Source organism: Xanthomonas sp. WHRI 6106 (genome assembly GCF_040202405.1).
In the GTDB taxonomy this organism is placed as follows: Bacteria; Pseudomonadota; Gammaproteobacteria; order Xanthomonadales; family Xanthomonadaceae; genus Xanthomonas; species Xanthomonas cannabis.
In genome coordinates, this window is sequence record NZ_JBEGFC010000005.1 from 123,711 (window position 1) to 150,428 (window position 26,718).

23 protein-coding genes and 2 tRNA genes are annotated in these 26,718 nt (G+C 63.4%); all 25 read right to left on the minus strand.

Going from position 1 to position 26,718, the window contains the following annotated elements; all coding sequences use genetic code 11:
- Window positions 1–721: 721 nt before the first annotated feature.
- Window positions 722–2,836, minus strand: a complete 2,115-nt coding sequence (gene pnp, locus ABQZ09_RS09595) for a polyribonucleotide nucleotidyltransferase (RefSeq protein ID WP_039563613.1) — start codon at window positions 2,834–2,836, stop codon at window positions 722–724.
- 170 nt (window positions 2,837–3,006) lie between these two features.
- The gene (rpsO, locus tag ABQZ09_RS09600) at window positions 3,007–3,267 is read right to left on the minus strand and encodes a 30S ribosomal protein S15 (RefSeq protein WP_005991399.1); all 261 of its coding nucleotides are present in this window, start codon (window positions 3,265–3,267) and stop codon (window positions 3,007–3,009) included.
- A gap of 156 nt (window positions 3,268–3,423) precedes the next feature.
- The gene (truB, locus tag ABQZ09_RS09605) at window positions 3,424–4,350 is read right to left on the minus strand and encodes a tRNA pseudouridine(55) synthase TruB (protein ID WP_349776760.1); all 927 of its coding nucleotides are present in this window, start codon (window positions 4,348–4,350) and stop codon (window positions 3,424–3,426) included.
- 77 nt (window positions 4,351–4,427) lie between these two features.
- Window positions 4,428–4,820 (minus strand): 30S ribosome-binding factor RbfA, encoded by a 393-nt coding sequence (gene rbfA / locus ABQZ09_RS09610; RefSeq protein ID WP_039407461.1) that lies wholly within the window; start codon window positions 4,818–4,820, stop codon window positions 4,428–4,430.
- 142 nt (window positions 4,821–4,962) lie between these two features.
- Window positions 4,963–7,671 carry a translation initiation factor IF-2 gene (infB, locus tag ABQZ09_RS09615; protein ID WP_039407458.1) on the minus strand — a complete coding sequence of 903 codons (2,709 nt, stop codon included), beginning with the start codon at window positions 7,669–7,671 and terminating at the stop codon, window positions 4,963–4,965.
- A gap of 95 nt (window positions 7,672–7,766) precedes the next feature.
- Complete coding sequence (nusA, locus tag ABQZ09_RS09620; protein ID WP_064508063.1) at window positions 7,767–9,278, minus strand: transcription termination factor NusA; 1,512 nt, start codon at window positions 9,276–9,278, stop codon at window positions 7,767–7,769.
- A 4-nt stretch (window positions 9,279–9,282) separates the two neighbouring features.
- The gene (rimP, locus tag ABQZ09_RS09625; protein ID WP_047693160.1) at window positions 9,283–9,873 is read right to left on the minus strand and encodes a ribosome maturation factor RimP; all 591 of its coding nucleotides are present in this window, start codon (window positions 9,871–9,873) and stop codon (window positions 9,283–9,285) included.
- Between the two features lie 197 nt (window positions 9,874–10,070).
- Window positions 10,071–10,147 (minus strand) — tRNA-Met (locus ABQZ09_RS09630).
- Window positions 10,148–10,345: 198 nt separating this feature from the next.
- Window positions 10,346–11,806, minus strand: a complete 1,461-nt coding sequence (gene nuoN / locus ABQZ09_RS09635) for an NADH-quinone oxidoreductase subunit NuoN (RefSeq protein ID WP_349776761.1) — start codon at window positions 11,804–11,806, stop codon at window positions 10,346–10,348.
- A 35-nt stretch (window positions 11,807–11,841) separates the two neighbouring features.
- A complete protein-coding gene (locus tag ABQZ09_RS09640) occupies window positions 11,842–13,344 on the minus strand; it encodes an NADH-quinone oxidoreductase subunit M (protein ID WP_039407449.1) in 1,503 nt (500 codons plus the stop codon).
- 20 nt (window positions 13,345–13,364) lie between these two features.
- Window positions 13,365–15,539 carry an NADH-quinone oxidoreductase subunit L gene (gene nuoL / locus ABQZ09_RS09645; RefSeq protein WP_349776762.1) on the minus strand — a complete coding sequence of 725 codons (2,175 nt, stop codon included), beginning with the start codon at window positions 15,537–15,539 and terminating at the stop codon, window positions 13,365–13,367.
- 7 nt (window positions 15,540–15,546) lie between these two features.
- Entirely contained in the window at window positions 15,547–15,852 is a 306-nt protein-coding gene (gene nuoK, locus ABQZ09_RS09650) for an NADH-quinone oxidoreductase subunit NuoK (protein WP_039407444.1), read from the minus strand.
- Window positions 15,849–16,511: an NADH-quinone oxidoreductase subunit J gene (locus tag ABQZ09_RS09655; RefSeq protein ID WP_184555456.1), complete on the minus strand. Its 663-nt coding sequence runs from the start codon at window positions 16,509–16,511 to the stop codon at window positions 15,849–15,851. The genes nuoK and ABQZ09_RS09655 overlap by 4 nt, the downstream gene beginning before the upstream one ends.
- 4 nt (window positions 16,512–16,515) lie before the next feature.
- The gene (gene nuoI / locus ABQZ09_RS09660) at window positions 16,516–17,004 is read right to left on the minus strand and encodes an NADH-quinone oxidoreductase subunit NuoI (protein WP_184555073.1); all 489 of its coding nucleotides are present in this window, start codon (window positions 17,002–17,004) and stop codon (window positions 16,516–16,518) included.
- A gap of 3 nt (window positions 17,005–17,007) precedes the next feature.
- Window positions 17,008–18,099, minus strand: coding sequence for an NADH-quinone oxidoreductase subunit NuoH (nuoH, locus tag ABQZ09_RS09665; protein ID WP_184555076.1), 1,092 nt, complete (start codon window positions 18,097–18,099; stop codon window positions 17,008–17,010).
- A complete protein-coding gene (gene nuoG, locus ABQZ09_RS09670; protein ID WP_349776763.1) occupies window positions 18,096–20,330 on the minus strand; it encodes an NADH-quinone oxidoreductase subunit NuoG in 2,235 nt (744 codons plus the stop codon). Before nuoG ends, nuoH begins: the two co-directional genes overlap by 4 nt.
- Window positions 20,327–21,661: an NADH-quinone oxidoreductase subunit NuoF gene (nuoF, locus tag ABQZ09_RS09675; RefSeq protein WP_039407431.1), complete on the minus strand. Its 1,335-nt coding sequence runs from the start codon at window positions 21,659–21,661 to the stop codon at window positions 20,327–20,329. The genes nuoG and nuoF overlap by 4 nt, the downstream gene beginning before the upstream one ends.
- 3 nt (window positions 21,662–21,664) lie before the next feature.
- A complete protein-coding gene (nuoE, locus tag ABQZ09_RS09680) occupies window positions 21,665–22,192 on the minus strand; it encodes an NADH-quinone oxidoreductase subunit NuoE (RefSeq protein WP_003485548.1) in 528 nt (175 codons plus the stop codon).
- On the minus strand, window positions 22,189–23,496 hold the full coding sequence (locus ABQZ09_RS09685; protein ID WP_349776764.1) for an NADH-quinone oxidoreductase subunit D: 1,308 nt from the start codon (window positions 23,494–23,496) through the stop codon (window positions 22,189–22,191). The genes nuoE and ABQZ09_RS09685 overlap by 4 nt, the downstream gene beginning before the upstream one ends.
- Window positions 23,493–24,245, minus strand: a complete 753-nt coding sequence (locus ABQZ09_RS09690) for an NADH-quinone oxidoreductase subunit C (RefSeq protein ID WP_039407413.1) — start codon at window positions 24,243–24,245, stop codon at window positions 23,493–23,495. The genes ABQZ09_RS09685 and ABQZ09_RS09690 overlap by 4 nt, the downstream gene beginning before the upstream one ends.
- Window positions 24,246–24,281: 36 nt before the next feature.
- Complete coding sequence (locus tag ABQZ09_RS09695) at window positions 24,282–24,836, minus strand: NuoB/complex I 20 kDa subunit family protein (protein WP_010371165.1); 555 nt, start codon at window positions 24,834–24,836, stop codon at window positions 24,282–24,284.
- Window positions 24,827–25,183: an NADH-quinone oxidoreductase subunit A gene (locus tag ABQZ09_RS09700; protein ID WP_047693170.1), complete on the minus strand. Its 357-nt coding sequence runs from the start codon at window positions 25,181–25,183 to the stop codon at window positions 24,827–24,829. Before ABQZ09_RS09700 ends, ABQZ09_RS09695 begins: the two co-directional genes overlap by 10 nt.
- Before the next feature lie 102 nt (window positions 25,184–25,285).
- Window positions 25,286–25,370, minus strand: a tRNA-Leu gene (locus tag ABQZ09_RS09705).
- A gap of 49 nt (window positions 25,371–25,419) precedes the next feature.
- Window positions 25,420–25,893 carry a preprotein translocase subunit SecG gene (gene secG / locus ABQZ09_RS09710; RefSeq protein ID WP_047693171.1) on the minus strand — a complete coding sequence of 158 codons (474 nt, stop codon included), beginning with the start codon at window positions 25,891–25,893 and terminating at the stop codon, window positions 25,420–25,422.
- A 33-nt stretch (window positions 25,894–25,926) separates the two neighbouring features.
- On the minus strand, window positions 25,927–26,682 hold the full coding sequence (gene tpiA / locus ABQZ09_RS09715; protein WP_349776838.1) for a triose-phosphate isomerase: 756 nt from the start codon (window positions 26,680–26,682) through the stop codon (window positions 25,927–25,929).
- Window positions 26,683–26,718 lie beyond the last annotated feature (36 nt).

Genomic DNA, 26,718 nt, shown 5'->3' on the forward strand with positions numbered 1-26,718 from the left:
GCCACTTACATTCCGAATATCACGAGGCTTTGCACGTACCCTCATCCGCCCCTTCGGGGCACCTTCTCCCGGAGGGATAAGGAATCGAGGCCCCTCTCCTGCAGGAGAGGGGTTGGGGTGAGGATACGGGCGAAGCCACTTACATTCCGAATATCACGAGGCTTTGCACGTACCCTCATCCGCCCCTTCGGGGCACCTTCTCCCGGAGGGAGAAGGAATCAAAGGCCCCTCTCCTGCGAGAGAGGGGTTGGGGTGAGGATACGGGCGGAGCCATTTACATTCCGAATATCACGAGGCTTTGCACGTACCCTCATCCGCCCCTTCGGGGCACCTTCTCCCGAAGGGAGAAGGAGTCAAAGCCCCTCTCCTGCGGGAGAGGGGTTGGGGTGAGGGTACGGGCGAAGCCACTTACATCCCGAATATCACGAGGCTTTGCACGTACCCTCATCCGGCCCTTCGGGGCACCTTCTCCCGCAGGAGAAGGGGTCAAAGCCCCTCTCCCGGCGGGAGAGGGGTTTGGGGTGAGGGTATGGGGCGAAGCCGTTGCAGCATTGAAACTACACGCGGCTTCGCTCGTAGCCTCGTTACCCCTGCAGGGCACTTTTCCCGCTGGGAAAGAGACAACGCACGAGTTATTCCGAACCAACAACAAAAAAGCGGGCCGAAGCCCGCTTTTTTGTCATGCATCGCGCGTCACGCGTGATGCATCAGCCAGCAGCGCTTACTCGGCCGAAGCCGGCACGCCCTCGCCTTCTTCCACTGCCTTGATCGACAGGCGGATACGGCCCTGCTTGTCCACTTCCAGCACCTTGACGCGCACCAGATCGCCTTCCTTCAGCTTGTCGCCGACCTTCTCCACGCGCTCGCTGGAAATCTGCGAGACGTGCACCAGGCCGTCCTTGCCCGGCAGGATGGTGACGAACGCACCGAAGTCCATGATCTTGGCGACCTTGCCTTCGTAGATGCGGCCCGGCTCCACGTCCGAGGTGATCTGCTCGATGCGCGACTTCGCAGCCTGCGCAGCAATGGCGTTGACCGAGGCGATGATGATCGTGCCGTCGTCCTGGATGTCGATCTGGGTACCGGTTTCCTTGGTGATCGCCTGGATGGTCGAGCCACCCTTGCCGATCACTTCGCGGATCTTGTCCGGGTGGATCTTGATGGTCAGCAGACGCGGCGCGTAGTCGCTCAGCTCCTGACGCGGGGCGGTCAGTGCATGCGCCATCTCGCCCAGGATGTGCAGACGGCCGGCCTTGGCCTGCTGCAATGCCTGCTTCATGATCTCTTCGGTGATGCCTTCGATCTTGATGTCCATCTGCAGCGCGGACACGCCTTCGGCAGTACCGGCCACCTTGAAGTCCATGTCGCCCAGGTGATCTTCGTCACCCAGGATGTCCGACAGCACGACGAAGTCGTTGCCTTCCTTGACCAGACCCATCGCGATACCCGCGACCGGCGCCTTGATCGGCACACCGGCGTCCATCAGCGCCAGCGAGCTGCCGCAGACCGATGCCATCGACGAGGAACCGTTGGACTCGGTGATTTCCGAGACAACGCGGATGGTGTACGGGAATTCTTCCAAGCTCGGCATCACGGCCAGCACGCCGCGCTTGGCCAGACGGCCGTGGCCGATTTCGCGGCGCTTCGGCGCGCCGAAACGACCGCACTCGCCCACCGAATACGGAGGGAAGTTGTAGTGGAACAGGAAGTTCTCTTTGTACTCGCCCGAAACGGCGTCGATGACCTGACCGTCGCGTGCGGTGCCGAGCGTGGTGATCACGATCGCCTGCGTTTCGCCACGGGTGAACAGTGCCGAGCCATGGGTACGCGGCAACACGCCGGCCTTGGCGCTGATCGGACGCACGGTATCCAGCGCACGGCCGTCGATGCGCACCTTGGTGCTCAGCACCGAGCCACGCATGGTCTGGTATTCCAGTTCGCCGAATTCCTTGGCCAGATCGCCGGCAGCCCAGCCTTCGACGGTGGCACGCGGCGCCAGCGAACCCAGCACGTCCTTCTTGATCGCCGAAATCGCATCGCGGCGCTGCAGCTTGTCGCGCACCTGGAAAGCCGACGCGAGCTGCTCGCCCACCGCTTCCTTCAGTGCGGCGATCATGCCGTCGTTCTTGGCCGGAGCCACCCAGTCGGACGGCTTGGTGCCGGCTTCGACGGTGAGCTCGTTGATGATGTTGATGACCTTCTGCATCTCGCGATGACCGAAGGTTACTGCACCCAGCATCACTTCTTCCGACAGCAGCTCGGCTTCGGACTCGACCATCAGCACCGCGTTGGCGGTACCGGCCACGACCAGCTCCAGCTGCGAATCCTTCAGCTCGGTCACGGTCGGGTTGAGGATGTATTCGCCATTCTTGTAGCCGACCTTCGCCGCAGCGATCGGGCCGTTGAACGGGGTGCCGGCCAGCGACAGCGCGGCCGATGCGCCGATCAGCGCGGCGATATCGCCGTCGATGTCCGGGTTCATCGACATCACGGTGGCGATGATCTGCACTTCGTTCTTGTAGTCCTCCGGGAACAGCGGACGGATCGGGCGATCGATCAGGCGCGAGATCAACGTTTCCTTCTCGGTCGCGCGTCCTTCGCGCTTGAAGAAGCCGCCCGGGATGCGGCCGCCGGCGTAGAACTTCTCCTGATAATCGACCGTCAGGGGGAAGAAGTCCTGCCCTTCGCGCGCGCTCTTGGCGGCGACGGCGGTGACCAGCAGTACGGTGTCGTCGAACTTGACGATGACGGCGCCGCCTGCCTGGCGAGCGATTTCGCCCGTCTCAAGGGTGACGGTGTGCTTGCCGTACTGGAAGGTTTTGGTGATTTTTGCCACGGAGGTTTTTTCCCTTAGGTGTTGCTGTCTGCGTTGGACCGTCGTCGACCCATGCCGAGAACGGGCGGCCGGGAGGCTCCGGCCCATGAACTTGGTGATGCGATGACGCGTTTTGCGAAGGACCAAAACAAAACCGCGGCGCATCGCTGCGCCGCGGTGGTAGGACTCGATCAGCGGCGCAGGCCGAGCTTCTCGATCAGCGACTTGTAGCGGTCGTTGTCCTTCTTCTTCAGGTAGTCGAGCAGGCTGCGGCGACGGTTGACCATCTGCAGCAGGCCACGACGGCTGTGGTGATCCTTCTTGTGGGTCTTGAAGTGACCGGTCAGCAGCTCGATGCGTGCGGTCAGCAGGGCGACCTGCACTTCCGGCGAACCGGTGTCCTGGGCGCTGCGCTTGTTGTCTTCAATAACTTTCTGGGTGTCGACGGACATGATGTTTTCTCGATAGACGCGTGGTCGACAGGAACGTGCGTGACGCACCGCCGGACTCGCCGTTTGCTTGGGATGAGCGCGCTTGGCGCTGAGGTGCCCCGATTGGGGCCGCGAAATTGTACCGTCGCACGGCCCGGGTAACAAGTTGACTAAACCTTAACAAGTCAATTTCTGGTTCAGTCCGTTGAACAATCGCTGCGGCGACAGACGTCCGTCGGCGTCCACCAGGCCAAGTCCCGACGGGCTTCCGTCCGGGCCGAACACGGCCACCTGCCCCGCCGGGAACGCCGGATCGCGCAGCCGCTGCCCCATCCGGAACCGGGTCGCATGCGCCTCATCGAGCATGATCTGCGCAAAATCCGCCAGCCCGGCCTGGATCGGCAGCAGCAGATCTCGCGCTTGCGTGCCCGTCTCCAGCGCGGCGGCCAGCTGGTCCAGGGTAATCATCTGCGGCGCGCGGAACGGCTCCACCCAGCGCCGGCGCAGCGACGCGATATGCGCACCGCACCCGAGCACCTCGCCCAGGTCGCGGGCCAGGCTGCGGATGTAGGTGCCCGAGCCACAGGTCACGCGCAGCTGCAGCCGCGGCGCGCCATAGCCCAGCATTTCGATCGCCTGCACTTCGACCTCGCGCACCGGCGCCTCGATGACGTCGCCACGCCGGGCCTTGGCGTACAGCGGCTCCCCGCCCTGCTTGAGCGCGGAATAGATCGGTGCCTGCTGCTGGATGCGGCCGACAAACGGCAGCAATGCGGCACGCAACGCGTCTTCGCCGAGCTCGGGCACCGCACGTACACGCAACGGCTCTCCATCGGCATCGTCGGTGTCGGTGGTCACGCCCAGCACGATCTCGGCGTCGTAGGCCTTGGCCGAGCCGAGCAGCAGACCAGCGATCTTGGTGGCTTCGCCAAAGCAGAGCGGCAGCAGGCCGGTTGCCAGCGGATCCAGGCTGCCGGTATGGCCGCCCTTTTCCGCCCGCAGCAGCCGGCGCGCGGCTTGCAAAGCATTGTTGGAACTCAGCCCGGCCGGTTTATCCAGCAACAGGATGCCGTGCAACGGGCGATAGACGATGCGGGGTTTCAAAGGATCGATGCTCGAATCGGGCGCAGTGCGCGCCCGCGGAAAATCAGGGGCGCAGCAGCGGCGCCAGCCGACAGCGCTCAGCGCGGCTCGGCGTCTTCGTCGCTGGACGTGGCATCGGGGCCAACGTCGTCCAGGTCACGCAACAGATTGTCGATGCGCTCGCCGCGATCGACCGAGTCGTCGTAGTGGAAGTGCAGCTCCGGCACGTGACGCAATTTCATTGCGCGCGCCAACTGCGAGCGCAGCTGGCCGGCAATCTCCTTGAGCCCTTTCACTGCTTCGGCCGAGCGCTCTTGCTGCAACGCGGTGACGAACACCTTGGCATGCGCCAGGTCGCGGCTGATTTCGACGTCGGAAACACTGACCGACGGCAGGCCGTGGTCGCGCACGGCCGCGTGCACGATCGTGCCGAGGTCGCGACGCACCTGTGCAGACACGCGGTCGGTGCGATGGAATGATTTGGTTGGCATGGTCGTGGACCTGGTTGATTCGGAGGGCCAGATGGCACCGAAGCCAAAAACGAACGTGGGCGGCCATGCCGCCCTCGCCTTGCAGAACTTGCGCGCAGCATCGGCTGCGTAGAGAACCGGGGCCTGCAGGCCCCGGCCTCCATTACAGCGTGCGGGCAACCTCGATACGCTCGAAGCACTCGATCTGGTCGCCGGCCTTGACGTCGTTGTAGGCCTTCACGCCGATACCGCACTCGGTACCGTTGCGCACTTCCTCGACGTTTTCCTTGAAGCGACGCAGCGATTCCAGCTCGCCCTCGAACACCACGACGCTGTCGCGGAGCACGCGGATCGGCTTGCTGCGCTTCACCACGCCCTCGACGATCATGCAGCCTGCAACCGCGCCGAACTTGGAGCTGCGGAACACATCGCGCACCTGCGCAATACCGATGATCTCTTCGCGGATTTCAACACCCAGCAGACCGGAGGCCACCTGCTTCACCTGATCGATCACGTCATAGATGATCGAGAAGTAACGCAGGTCGATACCGTTGGACTCGACGATCTTGCGCGCCGATGCGTCCGCACGCACGTTGAAGCCGATGATCGTGGCCTTGGAAGCCGCTGCCGAATTCGCATCCGACTCGGTGATGCCACCCACGCCGGAGTGGATCACGTTGATGCGGATGTCGTCGTTGGACAACGCCACCAGCGACTGCTTCAGCGCCTCCACCGAACCCTGTACGTCGGCCTTGATCACCAGGTTCAACACCTGCTGACCTTCACCCTTGCCCATCTGGGCCAGGATGTCTTCCATGCGGTTGCTGGCCGAGGCGACCAGGCGCGATTCGCGACGCTTGGTCTCGCGCTGCTGCGCCACGTCCTTGGCCAGACGCTCGTCGTCGACGACCACGAAGTCGTCACCGGCTTCCGGCACGCCGGACAGGCCGAGCACCTGCACCGGAATCGACGGGCCCGCCGAGGCCGGCTGATGGCCGGTCTCGTCGAACAGCGCACGCACGCGGCCGTACTGGATGCCGCACACCAGGTAATCGCCACGCTTCAGCGCGCCCTGCTGCACCAGCACCGTCGCGACCGGGCCACGGCCCTTGTCCAGCGAGGATTCGATGACGGTTCCGCTGGCGCGGCCTTCGGCCACTGCCTTGAGTTCCAGCACTTCGGCCTGCAACGAGATCGCATCCAGCAGCGTGTCCACGCCGGTACCGACCTTGGCCGACACTTCGATGAACTGGGTGTCGCCGCCGAACTCTTCGGCCACCACGTTTTCGGCCAGCAATTCGTTCTTGACCCGCAACGGATCCGCGCCGGCCTTGTCGATCTTGTTCACTGCCACGATCAGCGGCACACCGGCCGCCCTGGCATGCGCCACCGCTTCCTTGGTCTGCGGCATCACGCCGTCATCGGCAGCCACCACCAGCACCACGATGTCGGTGATCTTGGCGCCGCGCGCACGCATCGAGGTAAACGCGGCATGGCCGGGCGTATCCAGGAAGCTGATGACGCCACGACCGGTTTCGACGTGGTACGCACCGATGTGCTGGGTGATGCCGCCGGCTTCGCCGGAGGCGATCTTGGTGCGGCGGATATAGTCCAGCAGCGAGGTCTTGCCGTGATCGACGTGCCCCATGATGGTCACCACCGGCGGACGCGGCGAGGCATCGCCCTGCGCATCTTCGGCGTGCGCCAGCAGCGCATCCTCGAAGTCGGCATTGTCGGCACGCACGGCCTTGTGGCCGAGTTCCTCGGTCACCAGCGCGGCGGTATCGTGATCGATGCTCTGGGTGATGGTCGCCATGACGCCCATCTTGAACAACGCCTTGACCACGTCGCCGCCCTTGAGCGCGAGCTTCTGCGCCAGGTCGGCCACGGTGATGGTCTCGCCGATCGCCACCTCACGCACCACCGGTGCGGTGGGACGCTCGAACCCGTGCGGGCCGCTGTTGCCCTGGTTGCCACCACGGCCACCATCGTTGCCGCGACGCGACGACGACGAACCCGGACGCCCGGTCGGCTTGCCACGCACATTGGAACGGCGCGCACGGTCGGCGGCGGACAGATGCAACTGCCCGGCAAAACGCTTGGTCGCATCGTCGTCTTCGACGCCGGCCACCATGACGTGCGAGCCGCGCGTCTTGTGCTTGGCCGCGTTGTTGCGGTCGTCCGGACGGGCCGGCGTCGCCGGGCGCGATGCGGGCGAGGCGCCAGCCGGACGGGCCGGACGCGGCGCGGAAGACGGCGAGGACGGTGCCCGTGCGGCAGGCGCCGACGGCGTCGGCGCAGCAGCAACCGGGGCCGGCGCGCTGGCAGCCGCAGCGGCTTCCTCGGCAGCCTTGCGCTCGGCTTCTGCACGGTCCTTTGCCGCCTGCTCTTCCTCGCGCTTGCGCTGAATTGCTTCGTCGCGCACGCGGTCGCTTTCGGCCAACGCCTGCTGCTCGTCGAGATTGCGCTGACGCGAGGCGGCGAGCTTGGCCAGGATGTCGGCGCGCTCTTCGTCCGGCGTCATCGGCGCGGCACGGCCGCTGCCTTCGTTCTCGGATTTCACGTAGGTACGCTTCTGCCGCACTTCCACGTTGACCGTGGTTTTGGTGCGACCGGCGTTGACCGTGACTTCCTGCAGCTTGCGCCGGTTGAGCGTGATCTTCTTGGCTGCTTCGCTGGCCGCATCGGCAGGCGCGTCGGCCTTGCCATGCGTGCGACGCAGGAAGCCAAGCAGTTTCATCTTCTCGGTGCTGGTCACGACCTGGTCGGGACCGCTGAACTTCATTCCGGCCTCGGCCAGTTGAACCAGCAGTTTATCGACCGGCGTATTGACCAGTTCGGCAAGCTTGCGGATGGTGGTTTGCTGCGACATTCGGATCCTATGATCTGGTTGGCGCCCCCTCGCCCAGAGCAAGGGATACGCTGATTCTAAGCCCTGATGGGGTCAGGGCGCGGTTCATTGCCGGCTCATTCGCCGCGCTCCAAACGGGCGATCTCCTCGGCGCGGGCCGCCAGGATCAGCGCCGCGGCGCGCTCCTGGGTCATGCCCTCGATGCCGAAGTCGACGATCTCGTCCGCAGCCAGGTCGGACAAGTCCTCGCTGGTGCGCACGCCGTGCTCGGCCAGAGCAAAGGCCGTTTCCTCGTCCATCCCCTCCAGCGCCAGCAGGTCCTCGGTGGGCTGAGTCCCTTCCAGGCCTTCTTCCTCGGCCAGCGCAGCGTTGAGCAGCGCGTCGCGGGCACGGGCACGCAGCTCCTCGACGATGTCTTCGTCGAAGCCTTCCACCGCCAGCAGCTCGCCGACCGGCACGTAGGCGATTTCTTCCACCGTGTTGAAGCCTTCGGACACCAGGATCGCGGAGATTTCCTCGTCCACTTCCAGGCGGTCCATGAACAGCTGGCGTGCCGACGCCTGTTCAGCCTCGGACTTGGCAGCCACTTGGTCGGCGGTCATCACGTTGAGCTGCCAACCGGTCAGGCGGCTGGCCAGACGCACGTTCTGGCCGCCCTTGCCGATCGCCTGGGCCAGGCGGTCTTCTGCCACGGCCAGGTCCATCGAATGCTTTTCTTCGTCGACGATGATCGACTGCACTTCGGCCGGCGCCATCGCGTTGATCACGAAGTTGGCCGGATTCTCGTTCCACAACACGATATCCACGCGCTCGCCATTGAGCTCGTTGGACACCGCCTGCACGCGCGAACCGCGCATACCGATGCACGCGCCGATCGGATCGGTGCGGGTGTCGTGCGCAATCACCGCGATCTTGGCGCGGTCGCCCGGGTCGCGTGCGCAGGCCTTGATCTCGACCAGGCCCTGGCCCACTTCCGGCACTTCGAGCTTGAACAGCTCGATCATGAATTCCGGCGCAGCGCGGCTGATGAACAGCTGCGGGCCACGCGGCTCCGAACGCACCTCGGCCAGGTAGCCGCGCACACGGTCGCCCGGGCGCAGCACGTCGCGCGGAATGCCCTTGTCCTTCGGAATGAAGGCTTCGGCATTCCCTCCCAGATCGACAAAGATGTTGCCGCGCTCGGCGCGCTTGACCACACCGGTAATCAACTCGCCCACGCGGTCCTTCCATGCATCCACGACCTGCTGGCGCTCGGCCTCGCGCACACGCTGCACGATCACCTGCTTGGCAGCCTGTGCGGCAATGCGGCCGAAATCCGGGTTTTCGATCTGTTCTTCGATGTAGTCGCCCACATCCACGCCGTCGGCTTCGTCGACGGCATCCATCAGGCGCACCTGGCGGTCCGGCGACTCCATCACCACATCGTCGGCCACCACTTCCCAACGGCGGAAAGTCTCGTAGTTACCGTCCTTGTGATCGATGGTCACGCGCGTCAGCACGTCCTGGTCGGGATAGCGCTTCTTCGCTGCGGACGCCAACGCGGCCTCGATCGCATCGAAGATCACTTCGCGCGGCACGCCCTTCTCGTTGGCCACCGCATCCACTACCAGCAAAAGTTCCTTGCTCATTTCGTCACTCCGCGCGCGGCTTGCCAGCCGCCGACTCGTTGGATGGTTTCTTCTTGTCGTGCCCGGGTTTTTTCGGGCCGGGCTTATTCGGTTTTTGCGGTGCCAGGCCCAGAGCGACCCAATCCGGCACGATGCGCGCCTTGTCGATATTGTCGAAACCGATCTGCAGGTCCTTGCCGTCCACCGCAAACACCACGGCATCGGCGTCGGCCTCGATCCGCAGAATCTGGCCCTGGAAGCGGCGCCGACCATCCTGCGCAAGCTTCAACACGATCTTGGCGGACTCGCCGGCGTGACGCGCGAACTGCTCGAGGGTGAACAACGGACGGTCCACACCCGGCGACGACACCTCGAGGGTGTAATTGCCGCTGATCGGGTCTTCGACATCGAGCTGGGCCGACACTTCGCGGCTCACGCGCTCGCAGTCGTCGACGTTGATCACGCGCTCGGGCTGTTCGGCCAGCGGCACATCGATATAGAGGCGCAATGTGGCGCCACCTGGAGCGGGAAGATACTCCACGCCCAGCAGTTCCAAGCCCAGGGACTCAACCGTTGGACTCAGCAGATTCGCGATTTCGGTCGCTTTTTCGCTCACAGACTGCCCTGATCAGATGATTGCCAGTAGAACCCCGGCAACCGGCAGCTAACTTTCCGGTTCCGGAAAAAACAAGGGGCCCGATGGGCCCCTTGCGTGAAAAAAACCCGACCTCTCAGGGTCGGCGTAAAGACGGGAACAAGCGTCCTTACGATCCAAGAAGTTGAATCGCTGCGGTAAAGCAGCAATTCGAAACTTGGTAGCGGGGGCAGGATTTGAACCTGCGACCTTCGGGTTATGAGCCCGACGAGCTGCCAGACTGCTCCACCCCGCAGCAGAAGCGGAATTATGAAGAACTTGAGCGGCAATTGCAAGCCCTAGTTTTCCATCTGTTGGACACCGTGGCGGGTGTCTAACGTCGCGGCGAATGATACCCGCAATGCAACAAAAACGAAACACTTATCACGACTTTCTTTCAATCTCCCGCCGCGCCTGGCGAGAGCCGCGGTACATGCGGCGCAACGCAGCCTGCTTACGCAAGACCGGCGAAGGCGCGCTGGCACCACACCATGATCGGGCTCCAGGCCAGGCCGAGCGCGAGCAGGGCCAGTGCGTTGACGCCCAGCACCGTCCCCAGCACGCGGTCGTTGTTGGCCGGCAAAGGCTCGCCCACCGGCTCGTCGAAGTACATGACCTTGATGACACGCAGGTAGTAGTACGCACCGATCACGGCACAGATCACGCCGACCAAGGCCAGCCACAGCATGTCACCCTTCACCGCAGCGCCAAGCACGGCCAGCTTGGTCCAGAAGCCCAGAAACGGCGGAATACCTGCAAGCGAGGCCATGATGCACAGCACCAGTCCTGCCATCCAGGGATTACGCGCATTGAGCCCCTTGAAGTCGTCGATGTTCTCGGCTTCAAAGCCATTGCGCGACAGCGCGATGATGGCGCCGAACGAGGCGGTCGACATGATGGTGTAGCTGACCGCATAGAACATCGCGGCGGCGTACCCCTCCTCTCCACCACCGGCCACGCCCATCAGCAGGAAGCCGATATGCGAGACCGTCGAGTACGCGAGCATGCGCTTGAGATTGCTCTGTGCGATGGCCATCAGGTTGCCGATGACCAGCGACACCGCCGACAGGCCGCCGATCAGCAGGTGCCATTGCGGCGACAGCGGGCCCATGCCCACTTCCAGCAGGCGGTACGCCATGCCGAACGCCGCCAGCTTGGGCGCCGAGCTGATGAACAGCGCGATGGGAGCCGGTGCGCCCTGATAGACGTCGGGCAGCCACATGTGGAACGGAGCCGCACCCAGCTTGAACGCGACGCCGGCGATCATGAAGATGGTGCCGGTCAACAGCAGCGTGCGCTCGCCCGAGCCATCGATTGCGTCATGGATGCCGGCCAGGCTCAAGGTGCCCGTGGCGCCATAGACCAGTGACATGCCATACAGCAGCAGACCCGACGCCAGCGAACCGAGCACGAAATATTTCATTGCCGCTTCGGTAGCCAGACCGTTGTCGCGGTTGGAGGCCACCAGGGCATAGGAGCACAGCGCCAACAGCTCCAGGCCGAGGTAGACCATCAACAGGCTACCGGCGGAGGCGAGCAGCATCATGCCGGCAGTGGCGAACAGCACCAGTACCGGAATCTCGCCCTGATACAGATTGCGCTCGCGCAGGTACGTCCAGCCGTACACCAGGCTCAGACCGCTGACCAGCACGATGACGGTCTTCATGACGTCTGCCGCGGTATCACGCGCGAACATGCCGTGGAAGATCTCGCCCTGCCCGCCCGTACCGGTCGCCAGCAGTGCGAACACCACGGCGAGAACGGCGACGGAAAACAGGTGGGTCCAGACCTTGTTCCGCTGGCTCACGAACAGGTCGAGCATCAGCAGTGCGAAGGCGCCGCCGATCAGCACCAGCTCCGGAACGAGCGGAGCCAGGTCAGCGGTGGTCAACGGCGCGAGCGTTGGCGTGGTCATCATCAAATCCTGGAGTCAAAACGTACGGCAAGCAGTCACAGCTTGGTCGCGGCAATCTGGGTCGCCAGCTTGGCGATCGAGGGTTCCATCAGATCGGTCAGCGGCTTCGGGTACAGGCCCAGGGCCAGCACGCCAGCGGCGAACACCCCCAGCACGAACGCCTCGCGGCCATTGATGTCCTTCAGCTCGGCCACATGTGCGTTGGCCACTTCGCCGAAGAACACGCGCTTGTAGAGCCACAGCGTGTAGGCGGCGGTAATGACCAGCGTGGTGGCAGCGGCAAAGGCGATCAGCGGATGCTTCTGGAAGCTGGCCAGAATCACCATGAACTCGCCGACGAAGCCGCTGGTGCCAGGCAGACCGGCATTGGCCATGAAGAACAGCATCGCGAAGGTGGCGAACCACGGCATCACGTTGACCACGCCGCCGTAGTCGGCGATGCGGCGGGTGTGCATGCGGTCGTACAACACGCCGATGCAGGAGAACATCGCGCCGGACACGAAGCCATGCGAGATCATCTGCACCATCGCACCCTGCAGGCCGAGGCGTGCGGCGTCGGTGCTGCCGTATTCGCGCACCAGCGTGAAGGCGATGAAGGTACCGAGCGTGACGAAGCCCATGTGCGCGATGGACGAGTACGCCACCAGCTTCTTCATGTCTTCCTGCACCAGCGCCACCAAGCCGACGTAGATCACGGCGATCAACGACAGGGCGATCACCAGCCAGGCGAACTCATGGCTGGCGTCCGGCACGATCGGCAGGTTGAAGCGCAGGAAGCCGTAGCCACCGATCTTCAAGGCGATGGCGGCCAGGATCACCGAACCGGCGGTTGGTGCCTCGACGTGTGCGTCCGGCAACCAGGTGTGCACCGGAAACATCGGGACCTTGACCGCGAATGCAATCAGGAACGCGAAGAAGATCCAGGTCTGTTCCTTGGCAGTCAGCTGCAGCGCATACAGATCGGCCAGCTGGAAGCTGCCGCCCTTCAGGTACAGGTACACCAGGCCCACCAGCATCAGCACCGAGCCGAGGAAGGTGTAGAGGAAGAACTTCATCGCTGCGTAGATGCGACGCGGGCCGCCCCAGACTCCGATGATCAGGAACATCGGGATCAGCATCGCTTCGAAGAACACGTAGAACAGCATCGCGTCTGTGGCAGCGAAGATACCGACGGTGACGCCTTCCAGGATCAGGAAGGCAGCCACGTACTGGTTGACGCGCTTGTCGATCGAGCGCCAGGCGCCAATGAGCGAGAGCACGGTCACCAAGGTGGTCAGTACGATCAAGGCGACCGCGATGCCGTCCACGCCGAGGTTGTAGCCGATGTTGTAGGCCGGGATCCAGGCGTGCAGCTCGATGAACTGCAGGGCGTCATTGGCCGTGTCGTAGCCCAGCAGCGGCAGACTCAGCACAAAGGTCGCCACTGCCACCGCCAGGGACGCCCAGCGGGCAGTCTCGGCGTTGCGCAACGCAAGGATCAGGGCGCCGCCGATAATCGGCAGCCAGATCAAGATAGACAGTAAAGGCCAGTTCGACACGTTTTCTTATTCCGTACAGGTCAACGCCAGAAATGCATCAGTACCGCCAACAAGGCGATCAAACCGATGATCATTGCGAAGGCGTAGTGATAGAGGAAACCGGATTGCGTGCGACGCAGCAGATTGGCAGCCAGGTCGATCAGTCGGGCAGAACCATTGACGACCACACCGTCGACCACATGGGTATCGACGGCACGTGACGCCTTGCCAAGGACAACACCGCCACCGGCGAAGCCATTGATCCACAGCTTGTCGAAGCCGTACTTGTTCTCCAGCAGCCACACAACGGGCGCGAACGCCTTGCGCGACTTGGTGGCCAGGTCCGGCTTCCACAAATAGAACAGCGCCGCGAGCAGCAGACCGGCCACCGTCAGGAAGAACGGGGCGGCCATCATGCCGTGCAGTGCAAATGCCACCGGGCCATGAAATTCTTCCGCTAGCGCACCGACGGTGTCGCGTGCCGGATCGTAGAAATCGACGATGCCGGTGAAGAACGAGACGGCCTGGCCCTTGAGCGCGTGCGCCGCATGGTGCCCCTGCCAATCGGTACCGAACAGCATCGGACCGATGGTGAAGAAGCCGATCGCCACCGACGGAATCGCCAGCAGGATCAACGGCAACGTCACTACCCACTTCGACTCGTGCGGCTCGTGGGCACCGTGGTGACCATGGCCGTGGTCGTCGTGACCGTGGCTGTCATGGGCGTGTGCGTCATGCGCGTGGCTGTCATGCGCATGCACCTGTGCTTCGGCATCGGTATGCGCGCTGTCGTGGTGCGCATGCGCGTCGTGCGCATGGGCATCGCGGAAACGCTCCTTGCCGTGGAAGGTCAGGAACAGCAGACGGAAGCTGTAGAAGCTGGTGACCAGTACGCCACCAAGGACCGCCCAGTAACCGTAGGTCGCGATCCAGCTATGCGATTCGTGCGCATGATGCGCCGCTGCTTCGATGATGGTGTCCTTCGAGTAGAAACCCGAGAAGAACGGAGTCCCCACCAGCGCCAGGGTGCCGATCACGCTGGTCCAGTACGTCACCTTCATGTACTTGCGCAGGCCGCCCATCTTGCGCATGTCCTGCTCATGGTGCATGCCGATGATGACCGAGCCGGCCGCCAGGAACAGCAGCGCCTTGAAGAAGGCATGTGTCATCAGGTGGAACACGGCCGCCGAATAGGCCGACACGCCCAATGCCACGGTCATGTAGCCGAGCTGGGACAGCGTCGAATATGCAACCACACGCTTGATGTCGTTCTGCACGATGCCGATCAGGCCGGTGAAGAAGGCCGTGGTCGCACCAATGAACAGGATGAAGTTCAGCGCGGTTTCCGACAGCTCGAACAGCGGCGACATGCGCGCAACCATGAAGATGCCGGCGGTCACCATCGTCGCGGCGTGGATCAGCGCCGAGATCGGCGTCGGGCCTTCCATCGAGTCCGGCAGCCACACGTGCAACGGCACCTGCGCAGACTTGCCCATTGCGCCAATGAACAGGCAAATGCAGATCAGCGTCATCACGCTCCATTCGTGACCGGCAAACAACTGCACCTTGGCACCAGCCATGGTGGTCGCGTTGGCGAACACGGTGGAGTAATCCAGCGATCCGAACCACAGCAACACGCCGGCAATGCCCAGAATGAAGCCGAAGTCGCCGACGCGATTGACCAGGAACGCCTTCATGTTGGCGAACACGGCAGTCGGTCGCTTGAACCAGAAACCGATCAGCAGGTAGGACACCAGACCCACCGCTTCCCAGCCGAAGAACAGCTGCAGGAAGTTGTTGCTCATCACCAGCGTGAGCATGGAGAAGGTGAACAACGAGATATAGCTGAAGAAGCGCTGGTAGCCCGGGTCTTCTTCCATGTAGCCGATGGTGTAGATGTGCACCAGCAGCGACACGAAGGTGACCACCACCATCATCATCGCGGTCAGGCGATCGACCATGAAGCCGACATGCGCGGAGTAGTTGCCGACGTCGAAGAAGGTATACAGATTCTGGTTGAACGGGCTGGCGCCCTGCTCCACCAGTTGGTACAGCGTCAGGCACGACAGCACGCAGCTGACCGCCACGCCGAGGATGGTGACGTACTGCGCGCCCTTGCGCCCCACCTGACGACCGAACAAGCCGGCGATGATGCTGCCGACCAGCGGTGCAAGCACCACTGCGATCAGCAGACTCTTGGAGAGAGTGATTTCCATCTACGGGTCAGCCCTTCAACGTGTCGACTTCGGCCACATTGATCGTGCGGCGCGTACGGAACAGAGTCACCAGGATCGCAAGGCCAATCGCGGCCTCCGCAGCGGCAACGGTCAGGATGAAGAACACGAACAGCTGGCCGGCGGTGTCGCCGAGCTCGCGCGAGAATGCAATGAAGTTGATGTTGACCGACAGCAGCATCAACTCGATCGACATCAGCAGCACGATGACGTTCTTGCGATTGAGGAAGATGCCGGCCAGCGAGATGCAGAACAGCACCGCGCCCAGTCCCAGCAGGTGGCCCAAGGTAATCAAGACTTCGCCTCCTGTCCGTCCGCCGCATCGATGCGCGGCGCAACCTGTGCGGGTTTTTCCACTGCCATCTTGACGATGCGCAGGCGGTCGGTCGCCTTGACGCGCGACTGCTCGCTGGCGACCTGGATCTTGATGCCGGTGCGCTTGCGCAAGGTGAGCATCACAGCAGCCACCACCGCCACGGTCAGGATCACCGCAGCAAACTCGAACGGCAGCAGGAACTCGGTGTAAAGGCTCTTGGCCAACCAGGTCAGGTTCGACACGTCTGCAGCCTGTGCGGCCGCATTGTCGGCCGGAAACGGCGTGGCGCTGCGCGACTTGACGCCGATCAGGGTCACCATCTGCGCCAGCATCGCAACCGCGACGATGACGCCCAACGGCATGTACTTGACCCAGCCCTCGCGCAGGCGGCTGGTGTCGATGTCGAGCATCATCACCACGAACAGGAACAGCACCATCACCGCGCCGACGTACACCAGCACCAACGTGACGCCAAGAAACTCGGCACCCACCAACAGCCAGATACACGCCATCGAGAAGAAGGTGAGGATCAGGCACAACACGGCGTACACCGGGTTGCGCACGCTGATCACCGCACCGGCGGACACCACCGCGATGGCGGAGAAGGCGTAGAAAGCAATAGAGACCCAGTCCATCATGACCTCAACGGAAGGCGGCATCGGCAGCGCGACGCTCGGCGATCTCGGTTTCTAACCGGTCTCCGATCGCCAGCAGCTGCGGCTTGTTGACAATGTTCTCGCCACGCTTCTCGAAGTGGTACTCGAGGATGTGCGTCTCGACGATCGAGTCCACCGGGCAGCTTTCCTCGCAAAAGCCGCAGAAGATGCACTTGAACAGGTCGATGTCGTAGCGCGTGGTGCGGCGCGAGCCGTCCTCGCGCTTGGCCGAGTCGATGGTGATCGCCAGCGCCGGGCACACCGCTTCGCACAGCTTGCAGGCGATGCAGCGCTCTTCGCCGTTTGGATAGCGACGCAGCGCGTGCAGGCCACGGAAGCGCGGCGACTGCGGGAACTTCTCCATCGGATACAGCACGGTGTACTTGGGCTTGAACGTGTATTTCAACGTCAGCCACAAGCCGCCTAGCAGTTCGAGCAGGAGCAGGCTCTTGAAGTAATGGGTGATCTTGTTCATCAATTACACGCCCTTCTGGATCACGCCGTAAAACACCATCAATGCCGTCACTGCGATCCACACGATCGTGAGCGGAATGAACACCTTCCAGCCCAGCCGCATGATCTGGTCGTAGCGGTAGCGCGGGAAGCTGGCACGGAACCATATGTAGGCACTGGCGAAGAAGAACACCTTCATCAGCAGCCACGGCCAGCCGCCGGTCCACACCCAATTGATCCACGGCGAGATATCCGCTGTGACCCAACCCTGGATCGGGCTCAGCCAGCCGCCGAGGAAGAAGATCGAGATCAGGAAGCTGACCAGGATCATGTTGGCGTATTCGGCCAGGAAGAACAGCGCAAATGCACCGCCCGAGTATTCCACCATGTGGCCGGCAACGATTTCCGACTCGCCTTCCACCACGTCGAACGGCGCGCGGTTAGTCTCGGCTACGCCGGACACCCAGTACACGATGAACAGCGGGAACAGCGGAATCAGGAACCAGTCGAAGAAGCCGGAGTTGCCGGCCTGCGCAAACACGATCTGGCTGAGGTTGACACTGCCGGAAGCGATCATCACACCGACCAGCGCAAAGCCCATCGCAATTTCGTAGCTGACCACCTGTGCGGCCGAGCGCATCGCACCCAGAAACGCATACTTGGAGTTGGACGCCCAGCCCGCGAGGATGATGCCGTACACGCCCAGCGAGGTCATTGCCAGCAGATACAGCAGACCGACGTTGGCGTTGGACAGCACCAGCTGCGCATCGAACGGCACCACCGACCAAGCCGCGAAGGCCGGCGCCAGCGTCAGCAGCGGCGCGATGATGAACATCGCCTTGTGCGAGCTGCTCGGCTGCAGGATCTCCTTGAACAGGAGTTTGAACACGTCGGCGAAGGCCTGGAAGATGCCCATGCCCACGTACATGGGCCCATGACGCACGTGCATCCAGCCGATCAGCTTGCGCTCCCACACCACGTAGAAGGCCACCGCCACGATCACCGGCACGGCGATCAGCAGGATCTTCAGTACGGTCCAGAGCACCACGCCGCCATCGCCCAGCCCGAGGAACCACTGGTGGAGGGGGTCGACCACGTTCAACAGCAATTCGTTCATGCAGCCACCACCGTTACCCGACCGGCGCCGAGCGGCGCAGTTGCGCCATGGCCGGATTCGATCCACACCGTGCCCGGTGCAACGCGCTTGTCCAGTACCACCGGCAACGTCGCCTTACCCGCGTCCGTACCGACCTTGACCATCTGACCCGCGCCAAGCTGCAACTGCGCCGCCTGCTCCGGGTGCATTGCCACACACGGCGCAATGTTGAGCGGATGCGACTGCAACGCAGCGGCCCGGCGTACGACAGCATCGGTGCGATAGATCGCCGCGGTTGCCGCAACCTCCAGCCCGTCGCTCGCCGTGGCCGGCTGCGCAGACGCGACCGGACTGACGCTGCGGTTCTGCATGCCCGCACGCAGACCGACCAGATCGATGAATTCGAAACCGGCCAGGCCCAGCTCGCCGCCAAGTGCACGCAGCACCCGCCAGCCTTCGCGTGCCTCGACCGGCAGGCGCCCTGCGGCGCGTGCGGTCTGTACACGGCCATCGAGATTGGTCAGCGACGCATCGATTTCCGGCAACGCACCAATCGGCAGGATCACATCGGCCACGTCGCGCGTCGAGGCGCACGCGAACTGACTGAACGCCACGACCTTGGCGCCGGCCAGCGCACTGCGCGCGGCAGCGGCGTCGGCAAAATCCAGGCCGGGTTCGATGCCGTACAGCACATAGGCCTGACGCGGCTGAGCCAGCATGCCGGCGACATCGCGCGCGGTCGGCAACACGCCCTGCGACACCAGACCCACCGCGTTGGCGCCCTGCGGAATGCGGCACAGCGACGCACCGGTTGCAGCGGCAAAATCACGTGCCGCAGCACGCAGTGCAGCAGCCTGCGGATAATTTTCGGCCAGCGCGCCGACCACGATCACGGCGCGGGTTGCGCCCTTGACCGCATCACGCAACGCGGTGTCGTCGAGCGCCGCAGCCAGCTGCGACGGCGCGACCACGGTGCGCGAGGCCTGGGTGAAGGCAAAATCGAAATCGACCGGATTGACCGAGTGGATCTGCGTGCGGTTCTGGATGTGCGCCTTGCGCAACCGTGCATGCAGCAGCGGCAGCTCGTGGCGCACGTTGCTGCCGAACAGCACGACAACATCGGCCTGCTCGATCTCGGCCAGCGGCGTCGCGAAGGCTTGCGCCACCGCAGCGTCGGAAAAGTCGCGATTGAGCAGACGGTGATCCAGATTGCCGCTGCCCAGCCCTTCGGCCAGACGCGCCAGCAGCGCGCCCTCCTCGTTCGAGGTGGACGGGTGCACCAGCACGCCGAGCGCATCACCCGCGTTTTCGCGCAGGATCTGGGTCGCTGCGGCCAGACCTTCGGTCCAGCTCACTTCGGTCCACTGCCCGTTGACCTTCTTCAGCGGCTTGACCGCACGGTCTTCGGCGTACAGGCCCTGATGCGAATAACGGTCGCGGTCGGACAGCCAGCATTCGTTGACCGCCTCGTTCTCGCGCGGCACGGTGCGCAGCACTTCGCCGCGGCGCACATGCAGGAACAGGTTCGAACCCATCGCATCGTGGTAGCCCAGCGACTCGCGCGCCATCAGTTCCCACGGACGTGCGCGGAACTGAAACACCTTGTTGGTCAGCGCGCCCACCGGGCAGACGTCGATGACGTTGCCGGAAATTTCGGTGGTCAGCGGCTTGCCGTCATAGGTGCCGATCTGCAGGTTCTCGCCGCGATACATGCCGCCCAGCTCGTAGGTACCGGCAATGTCTGCAGTGAAACGCACGCAGCGGGTGCACTGGATGCAGCGGGTCATCTCGGTGGCGACAAGCGGACCGATATCCTCGTCCGGCACCACGCGCTTGCGCTCGTTGAAGCGGCTCACCGAACGGCCATAGCCGAGCGAGACGTCCTGCAGCTCGCACTCGCCGCCCTGATCGCAGATCGGGCAGTCCAGCGGGTGATTGATCAGCAGGAATTCCATCACGCTGCGCTGGTACTTCAGCGCCTTTTCGCTACGCGTGGTGACCTTCATGCCATCCATCACCGGCGTGGCGCAAGCAGGCGACGGCTTGGGCGACTTTTCGACATCGACCAGGCACATGCGGCAATTGGCCGCGATCGGCAGCTTCTCGTGGTAACAGAAGCGCGGGATCGGGATACCGGCCTTGTCGGCCGCCTGGATGATCATCGAGCCCTTCGGCACCACCAGGGACTGCCCGTCGATCTCGACGGTGACATGGTCCGGTGGCACGTTCGGGTTCACTGGTTGGGCGCTCATGCAGCCACTCCGACTTGCGTATCGACGATCGAACGACCGTTGACGATGTAGTACTCGAACTCGTCCCAGAACTGGCGCAGGAAGCCCTGAATCGGCCATGCCGCCGCTTCGCCGAACGCACAGATGGTGTGCCCCTCGATCTGGCCGGCAACCGTGCGCAGCTGGTGCAGGTCTTCCATCGTGGCCTTGCCGGCGACGATGCGCTCCAGCACGCGGTGCATCCAGCCGGTACCTTCGCGGCACGGGGTGCACTGGCCGCAGGATTCCTTGTGGAAGAACTGCGAGATGCGGCAGGCAAAACGCACGCAGCAGACGCTGTCGTCCAGCACCACGATGGCGCCCGAACCCAGACCAGTCCCCAGCGCACGCAGAGTGTCGTAATCCATCTGCAGACCGGCGACCTGGTCGGCCTTCAATACCGGCATCGACACGCCGCCGGGCACCACGCCCTTGAGCTTGCGACCCGGGCGCAGGCCACCGGCCATTTCCAGCAATTCGTCGAAGGTGGTGCCAAGCGGCACTTCGAAGTTGCCGCCCTTCTGCACGCAGCCGGACACCGAGAAGATTTTCGGGCCGCCGTTCTTGGTCTTGCTCAACCCGAGGAACCACTCCGGACCGTTGCGAATGATCGCCGGCACCGATGCATAGGTTTCGGTGTTGTTGATGGTGGTCGGCTTGCCGTACAGGCCGAAGTTCGCCGGGAACGGCGGCTTGTAGCGTGGCTGGCCCTTCTTGCCTTCCAGCGACTCCATCAACGCGGTTTCTTCGCCGCAGATGTAGGCGCCGGCGCCCAGCGCACCGTAGATATCGATATCCACGCCACTGCCGAGAATGTTCTTGCCCAGCCAGCCATTGGCGTACGCATCAGCCAATGCCAGCTCGAAGTTTTCGAACGGCTCGTGATGGAACTCGCCGCGCAGGTAGTTGTAGCCCACCGTCGAGCCGGTGGCGTAGCAGGCGATCGCCATGCCCTCCACCACCGAATGCGGGTTGTAACGCAGGATGTCGCGATCCTTGCAGGTGCCCGGCTCGGATTCGTCCGAATTGCACAGGATGTACTTCTGCATCGTGCCCTTGGGCATGAACGACCACTTCAGCCCGGTCGGGAAGCCCGCGCCGCCACGGCCGCGCAGGTTCGATGCCTTGACCATTTCGATGACGTCGGCCGGCGGAATCTTCTCTTCGAGGATCTTGCGCAGCGCTGCGTAGCCACCGGTCTTCAGATAGCTCTCATACGACCACGGGGTGTCGTAGTGCAGCGTCGTGTAGACGACCTGGTGCGGCAACGGCGCCGGGCCGACCGGACCGGTAGGTGCGTGATGATGTGCCATGTCTTACTCCAGCCCGTCCAGCAGCGCGTCGACCTTCTCTTTCGTCAGGTGCTCGTGGTAATGGCCGTTGATGACCATCATCGGCGCTGCAGAGCAGGCCGCCAGGCACTCTTCCTCGCGCTTGAGGTAGACGCGGCCATCGGCCGTCGACTGCCCCAGCTTGCAACCCAGTTTCTTTTCCGCATGCGCCAACAGATCTTCGGCGCCATTGAGCCAGCAGCTGATGTTGGTGCAGAACGCCACGTTGTGGCGGCCGACGCGTTCGGTCTCGAACATCGAGTAGAAGCTGGCGACCTCGTAGGCCCACACCGGCGGCAGTTCCAGGTACTTGGCCACGCCGACGATCAACTCGTCGGTCAGCCAACCCTGGTTCTGCTCCTGCGCAGCATGCAGACCCTGCAGCACCGCCGACCGCTTGCGGTCCGGCGGAAACTTGGTCAGCCAGTGATCGATGTGCGCACGCGTCTTGTCGCTCAGCACCACCTGCGGATCGACGTCGCGCGCCGCTTCGAAATTACCCGTCGCCTTCATCGGTCAACCTCACCGAAAACCAAATCGTAAGTACCGATCATCGCCACGACGTCGGCCAGCAAATAGCCACGCACCACCGCGTCCATCGACGACAGATGCGCAAAGCCCGGCGCGCGCAGATGCACGCGGAACGGCTTGTTGGCGCCGTCGGACATCAGATAGCACCCGAACTCGCCCTTGGGCGCTTCGACCGCGCTATAGGTTTCGCCGGCCGGCACGCAATAGCCTTCACTAAACAGCTTGAAGTGATGGATCAGCGCTTCCATGTCGTCCTTCATGCCTTCGCGGCTGGGCGGAGCGACCTTGAAATTGGTGACCATGACCGGACCGGGATTGGCCTTGAGCCACTTCACGCACTGCTTGATGATGCGATTGGACTCGCGCATCTCAGCCACGCGCACCAGGTAGCGGTCGTAGCAGTCGCCGTTGGTGCCGACCGGGATATCGAAATCCACTGCGTCGTACTTGGCGTAAGGCTGCTTCTTGCGCAGATCCCACTCGATTCCCGAACCACGCAGCATTGGGCCGGTCATGCCCCAGGCACGCGCCAGATCGGGGCTGATGATGCCGACATCGACGGTGCGCTGCTTCCAGATACGGTTGTCGGTCAGCAGCGTTTCGTATTCGTCCACGCGCGCCGGGAAGGTGTTGGTGAACTCCTCCAGGAAGTCCAGCATGGTGCCTTCACGACCGGCGTTACGCTTCTTCAGTGCCCCACCCTTGTGCCAACGGGATTCCTTGTACTTGGGCATGAAGTCGGGCAGATCACGGTACACGCCGCCGGGGCGGTAGTAGGCCGCGTGCATGCGCGCGCCGCTGACCGCCTCGTAGACATCCATCAATTCCTCGCGCTCGCGGAATGCATACAGCATCACCGCCATTGCTCCCAGATCGAGCGCGTTGGAGCCGACCCACATCAGGTGATTCTTGATGCGGGTGATCTCGTCGAACATGGTGCGGATGTACTGCGCACGCTCGGGCGCCTCGATCCCCATCAGGGATTCGATCGCGCGCACGTAAGCGTGCTCGTTGCACATCATCGACACGTAGTCCAGGCGATCCATGTACGGAACCGACTGGTTGAACGGCTTGGACTCGGCCAGCTTCTCGGTGCCACGGTGCAGCAGGCCGATATGCGGATCGGCACGCACCACGGTCTCGCCGTCCATTTCCAGGATCAGGCGCAACACGCCGTGCGCCGCAGGATGCTGCGGGCCGAAGTTCATCGTGTAATTGCGGATTTCCTGTTTGCTTTCCACAGGATTGCTCGCGAAGGCTTCGGTTGCCTGGCGGAACTCAGTCACTTGGCAGTCTCCGACTTGCCCACTTCACCAGCGGCAGTCTCATAACGGGCATCGTCGCGAATCACGCGCGGTACGCCGACGCGCGGCTCGACCGAAGTGACCGGCTCGTACACCACGCGCTTGCGCTCTTCGTCGTAACGCACTTCGACGTTGCCGATCAGCGGGAAATCCTTGCGGAACGGGTGGCCGACGAATCCGTAGTCGGTCAGGATGCGGCGCAGATCCGGGTGCCCATCGAACACGATGCCGAACAGGTCGAACGCCTCGCGCTCGAACCAGTTCACGCCCGGCCAGATATCGGTGACCGACGCCACCACCGGCACCTGCTCGTCCGGTGCGTAGCAACGCACGCGCAGACGCTGGTTGTGTTGGTAGGAAATCAGTTGCGCGACCACCGCAAAACGCTGCTTGGGCAGCTGCTGCGGCTGGGCACCATCGGAGCTTTCCTGGCTGGGGAATTCGCCCCAGGCAAAACGGCCGACGGCCTTGCCTTCGACGCCGCGGCTGAAACCCTGCGATGACACGTCGGCGGTATCCCACTCGTCGCTGCCATAGCCCAGGTAATCAACGCCGCACAGGTCGCTGAGCTGCTCGAAACCGAGCTCATCGCGCAGGGCCAGACAGGTGGCATGCCAATCGGCGGCAGCGACTTCCAGCGTCACTTCGCCGCGCGGCAATGCCACGGCGATCTGCGCACCGGCGAAACGTGCCGCAAGTCGGTCAGTGAAGGAAGATGCTTGCTCTGCCATGGGGGCTTGGCTGCTCTCGGTAGGAGAAGACGGGTGTCAGCGTGCGATTGTCTGGGTGCGCCAGATCTTCTTCTGCAGCTGCAGGATGCCGTAGACCAGCGCCTCGGCGGTCGGCGGGCAGCCCGGGACATAGATGTCCACCGGCACGATGCGATCGCAACCGCGCACCACCGAATACGAATAGTGATAGTAGCCGCCACCGTTGGCGCAGCTGCCCATCGAGATGACCCACTTCGGGTCGGGCATCTGGTCGTAGACCTTGCGCAGCGCCGGAGCCATCTTGTTGACCAGCGTGCCGGCCACGATCATCACGTCGGACTGACGCGGCGACGGGCGGAACACCACGCCGTAACGGTCCAGGTCCAGACGCGAGGCGCCGGCGTGCATCATCTCGACCGCACAGCAGGCCAGGCCGAAGGTCATCGGCCACATCGAACCGGTCCGCGCCCAGTTCAGAAGCGCATCGACGCTGGTGGTCACGTAGCCCTTTTCGAGCAACGGGTTTTCGCCTTCCGGGCGCAGGATGTCTTCCACCCGGCCTTCCGGCATCGGGTTGGTCATCAGACGATCCAGGGTCTGAATCACTCCCATTCCAGCGCTCCCTTCTTCCACACGTAGATAAAGCCGAGGAACAACATGCCGACGAACAGCCCCATGGTGACCAGCGAACGTGCGCCGATCTCCATGAATACCTGCGTCCACGGCACGATGAAGATGATTTCCAGGTCGAACACGATGAACTGGATCGCGATGAGGTAGTAGCGCACATCGAACTTCATGCGCGCGTCTTCGAAAGCTTCGAAGCCACACTCGTAAGGCGAGAGCTTGCGCGCGTCCGGGGTGCGTGGAGCGAGGAATCGACCGACCAACATCAGCACGATGCCGATACCGGTGGCGACGATCAGAAACAGCAGACTCGGCAAATATTCGGCCAGCACAGCGATTCTCTCTTGCCTCTGCCCGCACGCGCCGCGTGCCGGCATGGGGTATAGGCAGGCCCCGCGCGCGACAAGCGATGCGCAGGAACTGCAGCCAAACAATGGTGCCCAAGAGGGGACTCGAACCCCTACGACCTAAGTCGCTACCACCTCAAGGTAGTGCGTCTACCAATTCCGCCACCTGGGCATACGTTGCGCCGCTGGGCATCCCAGTGCGCAGCGTATTGTAACCGGCTTCAGCGTTTTTGTGCTGGTTCTGAAGCGTTTTCTTCGCCGGCTGCAGGCGCCGGCTGTGCCGGGGCGGACTGCACCGGGGCTGCTGCCGGCGCAGCGGCAGGAGCCGGCTGCGACGGAGCGGTCGGCACGGCACCAGCAGCCGGAGCCTGCGGCAACGGCTGGGTGAGTTCGCCTGCGGCGGCCGGAGCCGGCGTTGCCGACTGCGACATCACACCCAGGTTCTGGTCCGTTGGACGTGCCCCATGCGTGGCGTACCACGCCATGAACAGGCTGATGCTGAAGAACACCACGGCCAGCCACTTGGTCGACTTGGACAGGAAGTTCGACGCACCCTGCGAACCGAACACCGTGCCCGACGCGCCGGCACCGAAGCCGGAACCGGCCGCCGCACCCGCGCCACGCTGCATCAGGATCAGCGCAATCATCGCCAGCGCGACCAGCACGTAGACCACATTGAGGATCAACATCAGCATTTCGAAATCCGTCCCCGGACAAAACTTAATGGGTTAACAAGCAGCCGCCGCACGTGCAATGGCCAGGAAATCTTCGGCAACCAGTGATGCGCCACCGACCAGCCCCCCATCGACATCGGGCTGTGCGAACAGCTCGCCGGCGTTGTCGGGCTTGACGCTGCCCCCGTACAGGATGGGCAGACCATCCGCAATTCTAGCATCCGCCTTCGCGACTTCGCCACGCAGGAAGGCATGCACGGCCTGGGCCTGCTCGGGGCTGGCGTTGCGGCCGGTGCCGATCGCCCAGATTGGCTCGTAAGCCAGCACCGCGTGGGCAAAGCCTTCGCTGCCCACCAGGGCCAGGACCGGTTCGAGCTGGGCACGTAGGATTGCCTCAGTCTGACCGGACTCACGCTGTTCCAGCGATTCGCCCACGCACAGCACCGGGATCAGCCCGGCGTGGATGGCGGCGGCAAACTTGCGCGCGACCAGCTCGCTACTCTCCTGATGGTACTGGCGCCGCTCGGAATGACCGACCAGGCCATAGCCGGCGCCCACGTCCACCAACATGGTGGCCGAGACTTCGCCGGTGTAGGCACCTTTCTCGTTGCTACTGACGTCCTGGGCTCCAAAGGACAGGTGATGTGCCTCGAAATCCTCGATCAGGTCACCGAGGTAAGGCAGTGGTGGCAGGATGACGACATCGACACCCTCCAGGGGCATGTGTGCGGCGACCTTTGCCACCAGTTCGGTGGCAAAGGTGCGGCTGCCATGCAGCTTCCAGTTTCCGGCAACGATCTTTCGACGCATCAGGCGCAGGTTCCTGAGTTGAAGACAGGCGACAGA

What these genes read in the sequence shown, in the direction of transcription:
- rpsO (WP_005991399.1), bottom strand. Translation starts at nt 3,267, where the DNA reads ATGTCCGTCGACACCCAGAAAGTTATTGAAGACAACAAGCGCAGCGCC.
- rbfA (WP_039407461.1), bottom strand. Translation starts at nt 4,820, where the DNA reads ATGCCAACCAAATCATTCCATCGCACCGACCGCGTGTCTGCACAGGTG.
- infB (WP_039407458.1), bottom strand. Translation starts at nt 7,671, where the DNA reads ATGTCGCAGCAAACCACCATCCGCAAGCTTGCCGAACTGGTCAATACG.
- nusA (WP_064508063.1), bottom strand. Translation starts at nt 9,278, where the DNA reads ATGAGCAAGGAACTTTTGCTGGTAGTGGATGCGGTGGCCAACGAGAAG.
- nuoN (WP_349776761.1), bottom strand. Translation starts at nt 11,806, where the DNA reads ATGACCACGCCAACGCTCGCGCCGTTGACCACCGCTGACCTGGCTCCG.
- nuoL (WP_349776762.1), bottom strand. Translation starts at nt 15,539, where the DNA reads ATGGAAATCACTCTCTCCAAGAGTCTGCTGATCGCAGTGGTGCTTGCA.
- ABQZ09_RS09655 (WP_184555456.1), bottom strand. Translation starts at nt 16,511, where the DNA reads ATGATGGACTGGGTCTCTATTGCTTTCTACGCCTTCTCCGCCATCGCG.
- nuoI (WP_184555073.1), bottom strand. Translation starts at nt 17,004, where the DNA reads ATGAACAAGATCACCCATTACTTCAAGAGCCTGCTCCTGCTCGAACTG.
- nuoH (WP_184555076.1), bottom strand. Translation starts at nt 18,099, where the DNA reads ATGAACGAATTGCTGTTGAACGTGGTCGACCCCCTCCACCAGTGGTTC.
- nuoG (WP_349776763.1), bottom strand. Translation starts at nt 20,330, where the DNA reads ATGAGCGCCCAACCAGTGAACCCGAACGTGCCACCGGACCATGTCACC.
- nuoF (WP_039407431.1), bottom strand. Translation starts at nt 21,661, where the DNA reads ATGGCACATCATCACGCACCTACCGGTCCGGTCGGCCCGGCGCCGTTG.
- nuoE (WP_003485548.1), bottom strand. Translation starts at nt 22,192, where the DNA reads ATGAAGGCGACGGGTAATTTCGAAGCGGCGCGCGACGTCGATCCGCAG.
- ABQZ09_RS09690 (WP_039407413.1), bottom strand. Translation starts at nt 24,245, where the DNA reads ATGGCAGAGCAAGCATCTTCCTTCACTGACCGACTTGCGGCACGTTTC.
- ABQZ09_RS09695 (WP_010371165.1), bottom strand. Translation starts at nt 24,836, where the DNA reads ATGGGAGTGATTCAGACCCTGGATCGTCTGATGACCAACCCGATGCCG.
- secG (WP_047693171.1), bottom strand. Translation starts at nt 25,893, where the DNA reads ATGCTGATGTTGATCCTCAATGTGGTCTACGTGCTGGTCGCGCTGGCG.
- tpiA (WP_349776838.1), bottom strand. Translation starts at nt 26,682, where the DNA reads ATGCGTCGAAAGATCGTTGCCGGAAACTGGAAGCTGCATGGCAGCCGC.